Origin of the sequence: Chitinimonas arctica (assembly GCF_007431345.1) — a bacterium.
Taxonomy (GTDB): domain Bacteria; phylum Pseudomonadota; class Gammaproteobacteria; order Burkholderiales; family Chitinimonadaceae; genus Chitinimonas; species Chitinimonas arctica.
The window spans coordinates 515,447-530,778 of the sequence record NZ_CP041730.1; the positions used below are offsets into that span (position 1 = coordinate 515,447).

Below are 15,332 nucleotides of genomic sequence, written 5' to 3' on the forward strand. Positions count from 1 at the left end.
CTATCGCTTGAGATAGCCGGAGTGCACAGTCCGCCGCGCTGGCAAACGACTCGCCCCAGGGGTGGGTGGGGCGCGGGGCGTTCGTGCCGTGGTTTCAACGGGCCGGGCGGGCGGCGGTGGGGTGAGTGGGACAACGGGGTCAGGTGCTTCGTAAGCCGGCACGATGGTGCGACGTGCCAACACTAAGCGCCGTTCGATCTTCAAGCCCTGGAGGGCCGCATAGGCATAAGCACGGCAATCGAGCGCCTCATTGCGGGCGCCGGCCGGCTTCTCCCAAATACGGATCTCTTGGCCGCGCTTGTCGGTCTTGGTGAGGCGCTTTTCGACGGTGGCCTGGGTGAACCAGTCTTCGTCGTAGGCCAGCGAGAAGTGGCAGTAGCCGGCCTTGCCCGATTCGGTGATATTGAAGCGGGCGTAGATGGCGTCCTTAGCCGTGTCCACGCCGATCATGCGCAGGATATGGCCCTGATACTTCTTCGATTTGCTTTGCCGCTTGGGCCAGACCGGCCGGGCACCACCTTGGCCCTTGATCGCCCAGATATTGCGAGCGGCGCGGGGCGTGCAGAACTCGTAGACCTGCTGGACCGAATGACCGCCCGAGTCGATACAGGTTGCCATCACCCGCAGGGTTCGGCCGTCTTCGGTTTGGCAACGCACGGTCGCCAGCAATGCATCCAGCCGCTGCCAGACATCCGGCTCGACGGTGGCACCATGCAACACGATGGGCTCGATCCCCCACGATTCTTCGCCCATGCCCCAGCCGACCAGTTCGACTTCCAAACGGTCGGGATGGGTATCGACGCCAGCGGTCACCACCAGCACGTCGGCTGGCAGGGTCTGGGCATCATAGCTTTCACGCCGCTTCGCCAGACCTTCGGCGTCGGCCTGCTCGCCCGCTTCCTCGTAGGGCTCGCCCATGGAGGTATTCCACCACGTCTTCAGCTCCTCGGGATTGCCCTGGGCGCTGAGGTATTCGGTGACGACTTCGGAAAACAAGCGCCAAGGCGAGTACAGCTCGTTCAGGTGAAAGCCGGCGATGTGACTGCCAGGATTGCCGGCAATCCATTGACCGCTTGCCAACATAGCCGGCTTGTCGGCATCGGTGATGACGCAGCCGTTTTGCGGACAGACCATCCGTGCCAGCTCGGGCTGCGCTGGGTCGAACAGCATATTGGCCCAGCGCAGGACGTGCATATGGCTGCATTGCGGGCAAGGTACGTGATAGCGGCGCTGATCCGAGCGCAGCCAGGCCCGTTCGATACGGCTCTTGCCCTTGATGCCAGGCGTACTGAACATCCCGATCTTTTTACGGGACCGGAAGGTAATCGTGCGCTTGCGGCCCAGGTTGACGGGGTCGCCTTCGGTACCGGCGGAGTCCGGATAACGGTCCACTTCGTCGAACAGCACGATGCGGATGGGGCGGCTTGCCAGGCCGGCCGGCGCATTGGCGCCGATCAGGGTGATATGGCCGCCCGGAAAATTCTTCTTGAGGATGGTATTGCCGCTGTCACGGCTCTTGGCTTCCAGCACCTTGCCGCGAAGGGCCGGCGTGTCCCGGATCATCGGCGCCAAGCGGTCCTTGGAAAACACCTCGGCCATCTCGACTGTCGGTTGCACGACCAGAATGGGCGACGGGTCTTCCGCAATAAAGCAGCCAATGACGGCTTTGAAGATCAGCGTTTTGCCGACCTGAGAGGAAGCCATTACGGCGACTTCCTCGACGCCCTCTGCATGAAAGGCATCCATGATGCCGCGCTGATAGGGGGCGCGATCCGTGCGGAACTTGCCGGCCTCGGCACTATCCTCGGGCGAGAGGTAAAGCGCTTCGTCAGCCCACTGGCTGACCGTGATCCGCCTCGGCGGCGCCCACACCTTCGAGGCTAGGCGCAAGGCTTGTTGCAGGTTCGGGATCATCGGCGGGCTTCCAGTCGGCTAGCTCGGCGAGGGCTTCGTCTACCGCTTCGGTGAGGATTCGCTCGGCTTCCTTGGCGGTTCGGGCGTTGAGTAAGGACGGTGCCAGCCGGCCCGGCAGATTGAGCAGCTGGGACTTGGCGGCGGAGATCATTTCCGTCCAGGCTTGCACTGCATCGGCAGCCCGAATCAGTACGCCATCGGCCAAGGCGTTCTCGCGCTCGACCTTGATGGCCTGGGCACGGGTTAAACGGGTCTTCTCGCTATTGAGGTCGCCCACGTCGCCATCGAGCTGGCCGTTCACATGGCGGATGTAGCCGGTCACACAGGCGACGAGTTCGTATTGCCCACGGGCGGCGGGCTTGGGGAGGATGTTCTCCTTGACCAGCTGCTGGACCCGACGCGGGGTCATATCCAGCAACTTGGCGAGGGTATCGACGGAAACTGTGGGCATGGGACTCCAAACGCTTCAAAACGAAACGGTTTGACGGGTAAATTCGTTTGGGCTGAACGCTACTGGAGCGGATAACGCAATTGGGAAAACTGCTGAAAGCCTTATGCCACAAGGCTTTGCGGGGAGCGGTGGGAGATGGTCTGCACAGCTAGGCCGATAGGAAACGAAACCGACGAAAAACTTGGTAACTAGCTGCAACGCGCGGGTATGCCGACCCGCAGGCGCCGGAGATCGGCAGGGACCCCGGCAGCTTGCTTACTCAAATATGATCAATATTGTTCTTTGAATTCAGCTACTTGCGAAATATTCTTGTTGAAGCGTTAGAGCCGCCGCTGCACAATGAGCTTCACTCGGCAGCTTTAAGGTTGGTTGCCGGCGTCGTGGTCCACCAAGTCTATTCAACTCGGCGAGGAGCATCTGATGGTTGAAGGCAAAGAAATGCACTACCCCGTAGATATCGGTATCAATGGGCAGAAATACACAGGAGCTTGCGACAACGTCAAGGCAGCGATGGAGGTGACGATTCCATACACCGGCAGTGCCCCTCAGGTGTTCATTGGCGACTTCGTGAATTTGCCATATGGTCCGTTCGAAATCACAGAGGTCGCAGATGTCCAGGGCGGAGGACACCTGGGCGGTCATCCCAACATGCTTATCTTGACTCTAAAAGCGTCGGCCTTCACTGAGCATACCCATCATTCGCATTTGGTCTACGAGGGGGCAGCCGCTACCTTCGTTCATACACGTGAGAAAAATTCAAGCACATAGGCCAATTGATCGGTTGGGCATTAATCCTCACCTCGCTTTACCAACCGTGCGGCGCGGAGCGCTCACCGAGCATTCCGCTTTCCATTTGAACTGGCGTAGGGTCAGTCGCTTACCTGGCCTCCAGAGCTGCCAGCATCGCGGCATAGGCATCGTATGGGTAACCAAACCAACCCTCGCAATAAGTGCTACGTTCAATTTCGCCGAAAGACGTGTGCCAAGTACTACTGAGCGGAAACACCCACCCAACGAGTCCCGTATCCTCAAACTGATCATGTGTGATGTCGATGATGTAGCCGGCAGCCTCGTACCAAGCATGATTACCTGACGCCAGCGTAGGGTGCTGCTCACCGCAGACGTACTCGCCGTTCAGTCCAAAATGCTCTTTTAATAGCCTGCCGATGAGGTTAGTCGCATCACCGCATGCGCCGATAGGGAATCTGTGAAACATCGACCCTGATCGAGTAGCCCATCCCTCCATCGCATTTCTACATGTACTAGCAAACTGAACAAGGTCAGCTTCTTTCATCGGGACAACGTTCCTTTGAACAACCTCAAGGTCCAGTAGCAACCGCAATCGCGAATTGCGCGTCAGCTGTATGTTAGGTGGTATGGCGACTAATCCTCGCTATGCACGGTGACATGACGCTGCCGCCGCACCGCTTCGGCGAGTGACTTTCGGGTCAGCCTAGCTTGCCCAGGAACACGGCCCGTTAGTAGCTTGCAGGCAAATCCGAAGAGCAGCGACGCGATCCAGAAAAAAAGTGCAAGACCAACAATCCACCACGCATTGACACCATTGGCAACATCCACGGCAATGGTGGCCCAGATGACACCGAGAACCACCCCAACTTGCAAGAGCGGCCCGAGCCATCCCCATGCAGTTTGAATCCAACCACACATATCTGATATGCGATTGCGTAAGAGTTCCGAGCTAAGTCTCTCGGCTCCAAATTGAAGCAGCTTGGATACGTGCTCTGCACCATCCAACTCTTCGGCAGGTATGCCGAGCGCGAGAGAAATCTCTTCAAGCACGGCCTTCCGATTGCGCTCACCCACCCAAGTAGCAAACATCATCACGCCCACGCTGAACGCAATGAGCACAACGATGGCTCCGACTATGTGAGCTAAGGCGATAAGGGCAGCCACGGGCGGTGCCTATATAGATTCATCGAGAATCAAGTCGATCTTGCGCTATTTATAGAAGATTCCTGATTGTTCTGTCAGATTGTCCCCACTTGCTGCGCGGCTGGCACACGAACCGGCTCGCACCCCGAGTATTCCGCCCACCGCGCAACGATCACATAGGCGTTGCGCGGGGCCCAGGGAATCACTCCACCGCGAATCCGACATACCGCCCGTAGTTGTAGCCCGAGGGATCGACAATCAGGGTGCGGCGGCCTGGTGCGTTTACTGCCATCACCTTGCGTAGCTGGCCGACGTTTAGGTAAGTACGACCAGGCAACGAGCTGCGATCCGCCAAGAGGCAGTTGTTGTCGTACTCGGCTTCGGTGAATTCGCGGATCTCGATGACTATGATGGTTCGCCCACCTGCAGGCGATTCAGACCGGCCGCCCGCCAGTCGTCAGAGTTACTCGAACACCGAAGAATACACCATTTAATATCAAACACTTGCGTGACTCAGCTCTACTAGCAGGCGTAAAGCAGCCAAGCTTTGTCGTGGATGATGGTTAGGTTTACTATGCTGTATTGGAAGTACCGTCGAATTTTCATGATGTCGTTGACCTAACTGAGTTTTGACATAATGGCGACAAAATTTACCCCTCGATTAATCGAACTTACCTACGAGGCCGCCTTGAAGTCCTATTGGCGGAAAGAGTCTCTGCGCAAGTTCTTGCGCGCCTCTAACGTTTCGGAGGCAATCATTAGTGCTTGGAACTCCGACGAAAGCAAACGGGATTTTCTGGATAGAATATTCCAGAAGCATCAGATCACTGACAGTGGCAAGACCGTGATATACGGAATGGCTCAGTCTTTGTCCGAGCAAGCGACGTTTCCTGACCTTCGTAATTGGGAAGATTCTGCGCAAAAAATCTCCGAAGCAACAAAAGCTGTTGCTGAGCTAAAGTCATATCTCAAAGCACAGGATGAAGAAATCCGATCAGAACGGGAACGAGAACAAGCAAAGGCCAAAGCGCAAGAAGAGCGACAGACAATCCAGCGAACTTTGACAGATAAAGCCAAGCTACAACAGCGTCTTGAATCACTGCACTTGAAAGTGGGCACTCAACAAGGCGGGTATGAATTTCAGGACTGGTTCTTCGATCTACTTGAATTTTGCGAAATTCAAAACCGTCGGCCATACGTAAGTGCTGGCCGGCAAATCGATGGTTCGCTTACACATGACGGTACAACCTATTTAATTGAATTAAAATTCACTGGTAGCCAATCCAGTGCTACGGATATTGATTCTATTCGAGCAAAGGTAGATGATAAGGCAGACAACACAATGGGGATTATATTGTCTATATCGGGCTTCTCTAGTGTCGCCATCGCTCAAGCCTCTGGTCGTAAGACAACGTTATTACTGTTTGATGCTATGCATTTATACCTTTTCTTATCCGGCACTCTATCTTTTGGCGAAATTATTTCCCGCATCCGCCGCCATGTATCACAGACTGGTGAGGCATATCTTCCTGTAGCAAATTTTAGCGGTTAAACTATGAGTTTCACTGCGCAGCAATTTCGCGACCAAAGTTGGGCTTTTCCGCTGGATGTGCAGGCAAAGCCGGATAAAAATTGCAAAGCCAGGAGCGAAAAATGCGTGATTTGAAACTCCCCGCACTCTATAAAGGTCATCCGCTTTTCACTTTAGAGGAAGACTTCGACGAGGCGCGTGAAATACGACGAATGTCTGGGCGAATAATTTCAGCCACCTCAGCAATTGATCAAGTAATTGCTGGGATAATTGCAGACACGATTTTTCGGGAAGTCAAAGAGTATCGAGAGCTTGTCTTTGGCTCCGTATTAAGCTCCGATTGGTGCTCACTTGCCGCCAAACGAAAGCTTTTATCCATCGCTGTCGAGCAGTTTGACCTCCTCTCTGGCTCCAAAAAGGGTGAGCTTGAGAAGAGCCTCAAGAAGGTAACGCAGTATCGGAACGCCTTTGCTCATGGCACATTGGGCCACAATGTTACCGTGCAGGAGCTTCACTATTTTGAGGGCTCACCGCGTAGAGACATACTGGATGAACCATATTTTGACGAACTGGAGAGGCACTTTCTAACGGCATGGACACTCTTAGGAGAAGTTCAGCTGTCAATCAAGGCTACCGCCTAGCCCTGCCTTTAGACAGGCCGGCATTCGGTTGGGAAAGGGTTTTTCACATTGCAGCCATCGAAGGTGCCGAAGACGGAAACGAAAAAACCCGCGCAGCGTTAACCGAGCGGGCTTAGGCGTGATTTCCTTCGGAAAGTAGCAATACTATACCTGATGTGTACGAACTAAGATAGTAAATTTTGCGTGTCTTGATGATATGCTAGTTAACGTCTTTCTAATTCATGCCTTGAACCAGCATGCTCCATCCTTTCGCAGGACTCCTTAAAAGCCGCCAAGTACGCATCGCTAAATATTTCGCCATACTCTGTACCTTGTGTAAATGCGCTTGCGATTTTATATCTACAAATCTCTCCATCAAAAGATTGAGTGGTGGCTAGTTTCCCAATCTCAGCCCCTACCATTTTTAAGGCATCTCTTTGCTCTTGATGCGTCATATTTTCAGCCCCTACGTCGATCTCAATAACCATGAAGAAAATTCTAATTGCACGCGATACCAAATGCACCGGAATATTCAAAATCGCGAGTAAAAGAGAAGCTGTTAAATAATATCTGGCACGCGTTTGTATATCTTTATGAAATTTAACCCTTAAAAACCAGAAAGCCCAGACCGCAGCGATACTTTCTTCCTCTGACTTTTCATCATTCAATATTTCAGCTAGAACTGTGCCCATTTGAATAGTTAAATTCAGCGGGGACTTCCCCATGTTCCATATGGCTCTCGCCAAGATCGTAAATGGTAAATGGTTATGAAATTTATCCAGTCTTTTCGCTGCATTTTCCGCCCTCTTTTCTTCCACAGCTCCACTGAGTGAGGCGATAAGATATCTTGGAGCGACTGTAATCTCTACATTCCACGATATTAATTTACCCAAGTGCGAGGCTACTTCCATTGGCGTTAGCCGATCCTGACAATCTGCGAGCAGTAGAAATTCAACAGTATTTAAAGATATCAATCCAGGACACTCGGAATTTATCCAGTCCCTTGCAACACCGTCATCCGTATATACAATCCACCGGCCGGATGCAGCCAGATCCAAATAATCTGAAAATATATCTCCCGTGATCGACTCTGCAGATTTTTTACTTCCTCCGGGTTGATCTATTCGCAGCAAGTTGGCATTAATCTCCACCAATATTGCGTTGGCAGCGATATTGATCTCCTTATTAAGAAAAGGGCTACATGCATTTCGACTAATGTAGTTAATTATGCATTTAGGAATTGCAATTCGTGGAAACATCAAAAATAGAAGATGAAATAGCCCCAAATCAACCAGCACTAAAAGTGCAGTTAGATCTAGAAGCGGGATTTCACATAAATCACGCTCGCTAACCTTTTTGCTTTCCAATGATGCCGATATCAGATGATACTGCTTTTCTTCCGGTTTCGAACGCTTGGCCGCCGCCCAAAGGGTAAAACAGTCGTGAATGTAAGAGAAAACATAATTTGGCCTTGTGATGAATGGAATTAAAAAATCACCACTTTTTGCGTGCGCCTCTCTCTCTTTATATTGTTTTAATCGCTGCTGAAAGTAGTTGGTTCGCACCATACCCTCCCCAGTAGATGGTGTATCTACAGTGCAAACCTCTCCTCCCGTTACTCTCATCACTCTCAATATATTTGAATTTGGCCATTTCTCACAAAAATTCTGTATCCTTTCCGAAATATCTCGAGCTTCTTCGCTCGGCAACCCATCAACACTTAGTGCGATGTTCATATGCAAATTTATGTACAAACCTTCTTCTGCTTCATTATCTTGCTTTACAAGGCGCCCAATTTCCTGAACAACTGTAAATGCCCTCTCATATAATCCTTGGTGTGCAAGAATTAAAACTTTCATCCGTAAAAAATCTACACGCTCCGCTCTATCTTTCACTATCGCAAGCAATTTCTCTATTGTTCCTTGCGATGCATCCATATGCCCTAAACGCAAACATATCCCGAGATAATTACGTAGCGTGGTGATTCCTTGTTGACCCAAGTAGATTGCTTTTTTCAATAGGTCTACTGCCTCCCCAGTCTTTCCTTGCATTTCTAATACAACTGCCAACATCGATAGAAGTGTTCCTGTTTCGCCAAACTTTGCAATGGCGCGTCGGCCTTCTTGCTCCGCATCTTCCCAGCGCTCAAGTCGAATATATGCCTCGATTAGGTGCTGACAATCCCATTGATTTAATGCAAAGTTTTTTCGCAAACTCTGCGCAATAGATACCGCCTCAAAGGCATGCTGCAAATTATAGACCCTTAGATTATAAAATAAGTTAGACGCAAGCAATTGCGATTGTGGAAACTCAACTAGCCCATTACGCAGTGGCACGAGACCGGCATCCTGCTCATCACTCTCTAAACTTTTTTTCACGAACTCAGAGAAATATATAAACTCACACCAATCTTTATTCTCCCGCAGATATTTTAAAATCCTATCCGCATCACTTATACGAGCTACTTTTAATGCAGCACCATACGCTAACGCGAGTGCTAAAGGCGTTTGCTTGTAAGTGGGCAGCGCTTTTGAAACAACTTCCATTGCGGAAATAACGCACTCCACATAGTTCATTAGCTGAAATTGCAAACACACTCTTCGAACAAGCACTTCGTCATTTTGGCGTTGCCTGGTATTAACTTTGAGTGCCGACTTAAAATCTCCTGCGCTAATATATAACAACTCTAAATTTTCTTGCAAAACAGGATAGGTAGGCCTCTCGATAGCTGCCTCCTCCAGCAACGGAATGATTTGTGCTTGTTGGCCGACGGAGGCCGCGCTGAGAACAGCGACGGGGACTATGATCTCAACATTCAGCAACCATCCCAGTTCCTTTAGTCCCTTTAGGCATGCAATGGAATAGCTTAAAGATTTCTTAGCAAATTCTACATTCAGGTCAGGCACACCTTGCAAAGGGATTTCCATTCCTTTTGTAGCTAATGGAATTGTTGTAGATTCCAATCCAATTTGCCAGCAAGCTGTAGCCGCTAACAAATTAAGCCCAACCGCGTCACGTCCAGACACGCTTGGCTCCAGCAGCGCCTTATCTACCCGGCTCTGCACGTCCTTCCATTTTCTTTGGCAGCTTAGAATTACTACTTCTGGGAAATTCCTTAAAGACTTATCAATACGCAGCATGGTCTTGGCAGCATCTTCAAAATTCTCTAAAAAACACTGCACACGAACTAGCAGTCCAAGACCTTCGTTAGAATTTACATTTGCTAAATTTTTCTCAATGCTCAAGATAATTTCGTTATCATCTTTGTCGATCGCGTCTAATAGGCGTAGTTCTTCCAATGCAAGAAGGTATTTTTCTTCGGGAGAAATTTGGTATGCTTTTTCGAAAAATCTAAGCGCATCTTCTTTCCTTAAGCGCTGAAGAGCAACCTTGCCTTCTAGGCTCGCAACAGAAGCATGGAGTATGGGTGAATTTTTATAATCACCTATTTTCATTTTCGTCAGAAACTCTTCTGCCAAAGCAGTCTTGCCGACTTTGATATTAAAGTGAGCTTCCGCAAGCTTGTCCTTTGGTGCAGCTCCGCCCGGAGTTAACTCAGACCCATAATCAAACGAAAAGATCAGCCGTGCTTTCTCAGGGTCATTTTTTAAAAAATTTACGAAATGTGCAAGTGTATTATCAGCGGGAGAAAAATTCTCTCCGCTTGCGCTGCGAATTAATGCATCCAAGTCATCCGCAGACCTTACGTGATCAATCTTGCGCTGAAGGTAAGGAGAAATATCGAGAAAAGGAGTTATTTTATTAATTAAAGGAACATGTATGGCCTTCGTCTTATGCTTCGACTTATCTATTGCAAGCGATGCCCCTCTAGTCCTTTTTAATTCTTCCTGAATCCACTGCCAATAAACTTCACTTTTTGACAAATCTGCTTTCCCATTCTCATCAAAGCAAACAATGGCGACAACGAGCATAACAGGCTCAACAATTTGAGCATAATAATTCAGGGTCGTTCTTTCAATATTAATACTTATCTTGGTTTTTCTTTCAACAAAACATGGTGATTCTGTGCCTTTCAATTGCACGCGGAAAGTTTGATAAATCTGACCGTCTTTTGCAACTTGAATTTCGAAGTCAAGACCAAAATCTCCTTCACCATCCCGTTCTTTCAGCTCCCATGCCTTTGGGCACTTTGCGCTTAACAGGAACTTTGCGGCCTTGCTGATTTCGTGATTGTGATCCGCAGTAGGGAAATTAGTCTTCTTCTTCTTTGTCATATTATCAACCGAATCACGTTGTTTTGTAAGCTCTACCAACTTGCAACTAGTATTGATCTTCGATTTTGTTAGGCAAGATTACACTCCTCCACGGTAAAGATAAATCGCTATCTATCCATACCGTGCTTAGATGGTATTTTAAGCAGTCTCGCTTAAATTTCCGCTACAATCTCTGGCATTAGTCGCTCAAGCAACCTATCAGTTGCTTGGTTCTCTAATTCCACTACTCTTCCCCGTACCCGCTTGTACACGTCGGCGAAGGTTGTATGCGCCATGCCCAACTTGGCGGCCACTTCGCGGTAGCTACCTTCCACCACCCGACGATCCGACACGCGCGCGACGATCAGGTCAATGGTGTCGCGACTGTAACGACCGAACGACGGTGCCAGATATTCCGACAGCGCCCGGATGGCCTCGTAGCGAACCGGCGAGAAGAGGAAGCGGCGCTTGCCGTTTTCTTCGACGCGTTCGGCGGGCTCATAGCGGGCCACGATGGCGCAGCGCTCTGCCCACGGCAGATGATCGTCAACCATCTGGCGAATCATGGCGCATTGGGCGCGGACTTCAATGCGGTCCAGGCCGCTGAAGTCTACCGAGGTATTCGTCGCATCGGGTTCCTCCCAGATACCCAGTTCCATCATGATGCGGCGCAGTGCCTTGGTCATGGCGCTTTCGGCGCCGATCTCATAAGCCTGGATGGTGTAGGCGAAATGGAGTGCTTGCGGCACGCTCTTAAAAATTGCCATCAGCGGGCCTCCTTGTTACGTTGTCCATAGAGTTGGGTGGCGATGTTCGCCAGATGCAGGCGGTCCCAGTCATCGGGCACGTCGGCCAGCCGCACCACGACCACGCCTTGCTGGTGCCAGGCGGCGGCACGCATCTGCTTCAATTCGGCGTCGGCTGCCGGTCCGCTCGCGGCATGATTAGTCAGGCTGCTGCGAATGGGTGCGTGTGGAACCCTCATGCGGCGGCCTCCTCAATGGCGCGAATCTCTACGGCTACGCCTGGCGCCTCGCCGTAGCACTTGTATTTGCTGACCACGACCACCTGCACGTCGTCACGCCAGGCCACGCCATTCAATCCGTCGAAGATCGCCTTCTCTATGTTGTCGATATCGGGCTTCTTGGTCGGCAGGACACGGCCTGCAAGGGCATGCTCGCGGCGATGCTTGGGCCAGGAATGCGGCACCGAGACAGTGATATGCATCGATACGGCGACCGGGCCAACGAAGGGCACGGCACCGGCCATCGCCTTGGCGGCACTGTGGGCGACCAGGCCTTCATAGGCGACAGTCTTGTCCGGGGTCTTGATGCCGGCCTTTTTGCCCCAGCGCACGATGCGGCCGCGTCCCTTGCCTTGCGGCTCGCCGGGAACGGTAAAACTGAGTGTCTTTAGATCCATATTGCTTTCAGTTGTTGAGAGGTTAAGCCCATTGCGGTCCCATTTTTGGGAGGCTGACCGCATAGCCGGTTTCTACGAAGGCGCCGCATCGGGCTGCCCACGCGGTAGGGTTTGGCGGGCCGCTGAGCGAACCGGGCATGTACGCCGTACCGTCGGCCTTGCGCACACGGCCACGCAGAATGGCGCCGCAGTTGGCGAAGACCGATAGCTCGGCGCAGCGTCGGCAATCCGGGCTCATCCGGCCACCTTGACCAGGCCAAGCGCCACCCACCGCCGTAGGGTCCGGCTTTGGGCGCGGCGCAGATACCAGTCCTTTTCGCCCGGCGCGAAGGCATGCCGTACCCGGCCGTCCACTACGTCATGGCATTCCCAGCACCCGAATGCGGCGCTAATGTCATCCGCCTTCAAGCCCATCCCATGGCTTTCATCCGGCAGATGGCACAACACCACGGTGTCAGTCCGTCCCTGGCATATGCCTGCGATCTGGAAGGTGCAGTCTTCGCCCTGGGCACTGCCGCGCAATTTCTTGCTGTGGATGCTCATCGGCCGGCATCCTCCATCCAGGCCGGCGCAGACCAGCGCACATTCCGCTCGGCACCAAAGGCGTACATCAGCTCGAACATATCGCTGAACCAGCGCTTCGATTGGCGACGCGTGGATACGCCCAGGACGACAAAGCCGCCGCCTTCCAGGGCAGGTACCACTCGCTGCTTCTCCAGGGCTGACGAAAAGACGTGCTTCCACTCCTCGGCAGTCAGCCACTGGCCGTACCACTCCACCTGCCGAGCGATATCGGCCAACATGGCCCACATCTTTTCGTTCTGCTCGCTGCTACGGGCGTCGCCGGCTTCCACCCGCAAGCGTGCAACTACGCCGGCTTCGACCAGCCCCTTCACCTGCTGCCACACCCGCAGCATGATCGGGCGCAGCGCAGGTTCGGCCGGCACGCGATATTCCATGCGTTCGCTCAATATGCGGCCTCCGCGTAGCATTGGTGGGGGGATGTGAAGCGAGGAGGTGGCGCATCCACGAATCGGGCGCACGCCGACTGCCAAGCTACCGATACAACGCCTGTTTTTTCCGTCCGATGCTTCGCCACCACAATGTTCGCCCACGTTTGATCAACAGTCGGGTCGTAGTACCCCGGACGGTGGAGTAACAGAACCACATCCGGATAGTGCTCAATGGCGGACTGGTAACGCAGGTCGTTCAAGTGGGGGTGGAAGAAGGCGTGTAGCTGTGCAGGCCGCTTGTGCAAATGCCCCATCAGTACGATGCAGATATCCAGCTCCACAGCCAGCCGCTTCAATCGGGAGATGGCCATCTCCAAGGACAACGCCAGACTGGCGCCTTCCTCCGCAATCAGATGGAGATGATCGACGACCAGTAGCGACAGTCCTCGCTCGCGCTTGAGCTTGCAGGCATCTCTGGTGAGTTGGGCAACTGTGCGGCGCGTGGGATCTACGAACCACATCGGCATGGGCGACAGTTGCACGGCTGCGGCTTGGAATCGGCTGACTTCGTCGTCGGATAATCGTGCGCTTTTGATCCGAGAAAGGTCCACGCCGCTTACGGATGCCACGAGGCGCGTACCCAGTTGAGCTGCCGACATTTCCAGGCTGTGATAGGCCGTCGCCACGCCCTCCTTGGCATTGGCTAGTGCGATACCCACGCCCAGCCCCGTCTTGCCGATGCAAGGCGGACCATCGACCAAAACCAGCTGGCCCGGCTGCAGGCCACCGCCCAGCAGTTCGTCCAAGTCCGTCAGTCCCGTTGTCAGGGTGTGCAGTTCGCTATTTCGGGTCATGTGCTTCTCAATTCCTTGGTTAAATTGCTTGTCGGCATCGGTCGTGCCGGCTTGTTGGTAGGGCTGTTTCGATGCTTCGGTCGTGTCGCTCATGCGAAGCCCCCTTTGCGCGTTGTGGGCTTGGCCGTCACGGGCGCCGTCCAGTCCTGCGACAGATTGCGGAAGCGGCTGTATTGGCCTTGGAATGCAGCACGCACCCACTTGCCCGACTCGCCCATACGCTGCTTGGCGATACCGATCTCGGCCACGCCCTTGTAGGGCGAATCCGGCTGGTAGTACTCATCGCGGTAGGCGAACAAGATCGTGTCGGCGTCCTGTTCGATAGAGCCGGACTCGCGCAGATCGGCCATCTGCGGATGCTTGTCCATGCGCTCTTCCACCTTGCGCGACAGCTGCGACAGGGCAATCACCGGGCAGCGCATCTCCTTGGCCAGCGCCTTGAGGCCACCGCTAATCTTGGTGATCTCGTTCACGCGGTTTTCCGCGTTGGGGTGCTGCATCAATTGCAGGTAATCCACCACGATCAGCCCTAGGCCACCGTTCTTGCGACGCAACTTGCGGCACTTGGCGCGCACCTGTGCAACTGTCAGCGCTGGCCGGAAATCGATTTCCAGCTTCAGCGCGTCGATCTTGCCCAGCGCGGCCACCATGCAGTGCTGATCATCTTCAGACAGCTCGGCCCGCATTAGGCCACCCAGGTCCACACTGCCCAAGCTGGCGATCTGGCGCATGCCCAGTTGTTCGCGGCCCATCTCCATGCTGAAGACCACCACGGGCGCACGTTCGGCCAGCCGCTCGGCGATGTTCATCGCCAGCACGGTCTTGCCCATACCGGGCCGGCCGGCCACGATCACCAAGTCACCGTCGCGGAAACCGCCACCCAGTGCGGCATCCAGCTCGGCAATGTCGGTTTGTACGCCTCGTGGTGTGTCGCCAGCCTCCAGCGTTGCCTGGATTTCCAGCACGGCGCTGTGCGCTGCCTGGGAGGCGGTCACGGTGTCGGCATCGCAGGCATCGGTGTCCGCCAGCGATTCGATCTGTGCCGCCACGCTTTGCAGCACTTCGGTCGGCGAATGCTCCCAGTCGCCCGCTTCCAGCCGTTCAACCAGCGAGGAAGCGGCCGAGATGCCACCACGCATCATCGCCTTCTCGACGATGATCTCGGCGTAGCGCTTCACATTGGCCGAGCCAATCGAGTTGTTCACCAGCGAGGAGAACCAAGCCAGGCCGCCCAAGTCGTTTAGTTGGCCACGCTGTTCGAGCACCTCCGCGACGGTCACCGCATCGATGGGGCGATTCGCATGGAACAGGCCCAGCATGACCGAGTAGACCAAGGCGCATTCCGTCAGGAAGAAGTGGCGCGGCAGCAGCTGGTCGGCAAGGTTGTCCAGGGCGTAGCTGTCGATCAGCAGGCCAGCGATCAGCGCGGTCTCGGCGTGTTCGCTGAACAGCACCGGCAGTGGGGGAAAGGTCATGTCGC

At 53.5% G+C, this 15,332-nt stretch carries 15 protein-coding genes; 3 read left to right on the top strand and 12 right to left on the bottom strand.

Annotated features, from left to right (window positions below):
* Both FNU76_RS02415 and FNU76_RS02420 read right to left on the bottom strand, forming a co-directional pair.
* The gene (locus FNU76_RS02415; RefSeq protein WP_143856222.1) at positions 1 to 1,914 is read right to left on the bottom strand and encodes a phage terminase large subunit family protein; all 1,914 of its coding nucleotides are present in this window, start codon (positions 1,912 to 1,914) and stop codon (positions 1 to 3) included.
* Complete coding sequence (locus tag FNU76_RS02420; protein WP_143856223.1) at positions 1,829 to 2,365, bottom strand: hypothetical protein; 537 nt, start codon at positions 2,363 to 2,365, stop codon at positions 1,829 to 1,831. Before FNU76_RS02420 ends, FNU76_RS02415 begins: the two co-directional genes overlap by 86 nt.
* Positions 2,366 to 2,785: 420 nt before the next feature.
* Here FNU76_RS02420 and FNU76_RS02425 point away from each other — a divergent pair, with 420 nt between their 5' ends.
* Positions 2,786 to 3,133: a hypothetical protein gene (locus FNU76_RS02425; RefSeq protein ID WP_143856224.1), complete on the top strand. Its 348-nt coding sequence runs from the start codon at positions 2,786 to 2,788 to the stop codon at positions 3,131 to 3,133.
* A gap of 109 nt (positions 3,134 to 3,242) precedes the next feature.
* On the opposite strand, the gene FNU76_RS02430 is transcribed toward FNU76_RS02425, so the two are convergent.
* On the bottom strand, positions 3,243 to 3,659 hold the full coding sequence (locus FNU76_RS02430; protein WP_143856225.1) for a hypothetical protein: 417 nt from the start codon (positions 3,657 to 3,659) through the stop codon (positions 3,243 to 3,245).
* An 89-nt stretch (positions 3,660 to 3,748) separates the two neighbouring features.
* The gene (locus FNU76_RS02435; protein WP_143856226.1) at positions 3,749 to 4,279 is read right to left on the bottom strand and encodes a hypothetical protein; all 531 of its coding nucleotides are present in this window, start codon (positions 4,277 to 4,279) and stop codon (positions 3,749 to 3,751) included.
* Between the two features lie 667 nt (positions 4,280 to 4,946).
* Here FNU76_RS02435 and FNU76_RS02440 point away from each other — a divergent pair.
* Both FNU76_RS02440 and FNU76_RS02445 read left to right on the top strand, forming a co-directional pair.
* Complete coding sequence (locus FNU76_RS02440) at positions 4,947 to 5,810, top strand: PCRF domain-containing protein (RefSeq protein WP_223879199.1); 864 nt, start codon at positions 4,947 to 4,949, stop codon at positions 5,808 to 5,810.
* 101 nt (positions 5,811 to 5,911) lie between these two features.
* Positions 5,912 to 6,430, top strand: coding sequence for a hypothetical protein (locus FNU76_RS02445; RefSeq protein ID WP_143856227.1), 519 nt, complete (start codon positions 5,912 to 5,914; stop codon positions 6,428 to 6,430).
* 203 nt (positions 6,431 to 6,633) lie between these two features.
* Here FNU76_RS02445 and FNU76_RS02450 read toward each other — a convergent pair whose 3' ends face one another.
* The 8 genes from FNU76_RS02450 to dnaB form a co-directional block, all read right to left on the bottom strand.
* Positions 6,634 to 10,644 (bottom strand): DUF4365 domain-containing protein, encoded by a 4,011-nt coding sequence (locus FNU76_RS02450; RefSeq protein ID WP_143856228.1) that lies wholly within the window; start codon positions 10,642 to 10,644, stop codon positions 6,634 to 6,636.
* A 152-nt stretch (positions 10,645 to 10,796) separates the two neighbouring features.
* Positions 10,797 to 11,390 carry a hypothetical protein gene (locus tag FNU76_RS02455; protein WP_143856229.1) on the bottom strand — a complete coding sequence of 198 codons (594 nt, stop codon included), beginning with the start codon at positions 11,388 to 11,390 and terminating at the stop codon, positions 10,797 to 10,799.
* Positions 11,390 to 11,608, bottom strand: coding sequence for a hypothetical protein (locus FNU76_RS02460; protein WP_143856230.1), 219 nt, complete (start codon positions 11,606 to 11,608; stop codon positions 11,390 to 11,392). Before FNU76_RS02460 ends, FNU76_RS02455 begins: the two co-directional genes overlap by 1 nt.
* The gene (locus FNU76_RS02465) at positions 11,605 to 12,045 is read right to left on the bottom strand and encodes a RusA family crossover junction endodeoxyribonuclease (RefSeq protein ID WP_143856231.1); all 441 of its coding nucleotides are present in this window, start codon (positions 12,043 to 12,045) and stop codon (positions 11,605 to 11,607) included. Before FNU76_RS02465 ends, FNU76_RS02460 begins: the two co-directional genes overlap by 4 nt.
* A gap of 234 nt (positions 12,046 to 12,279) precedes the next feature.
* A complete protein-coding gene (locus tag FNU76_RS02470; protein WP_143856232.1) occupies positions 12,280 to 12,588 on the bottom strand; it encodes a nuclease domain-containing protein in 309 nt (102 codons plus the stop codon).
* Complete coding sequence (locus FNU76_RS02475) at positions 12,585 to 13,016, bottom strand: recombination protein NinB (RefSeq protein ID WP_223879200.1); 432 nt, start codon at positions 13,014 to 13,016, stop codon at positions 12,585 to 12,587. The genes FNU76_RS02470 and FNU76_RS02475 overlap by 4 nt, the downstream gene beginning before the upstream one ends.
* The gene (locus tag FNU76_RS02480) at positions 13,013 to 13,945 is read right to left on the bottom strand and encodes a DnaB-like helicase C-terminal domain-containing protein (protein ID WP_143856233.1); all 933 of its coding nucleotides are present in this window, start codon (positions 13,943 to 13,945) and stop codon (positions 13,013 to 13,015) included. Before FNU76_RS02480 ends, FNU76_RS02475 begins: the two co-directional genes overlap by 4 nt.
* Complete coding sequence (gene dnaB / locus FNU76_RS02485; protein WP_179958318.1) at positions 13,942 to 15,327, bottom strand: replicative DNA helicase; 1,386 nt, start codon at positions 15,325 to 15,327, stop codon at positions 13,942 to 13,944. The genes FNU76_RS02480 and dnaB overlap by 4 nt, the downstream gene beginning before the upstream one ends.
* Between the last annotated feature and the right edge of the window lie 5 nt (positions 15,328 to 15,332).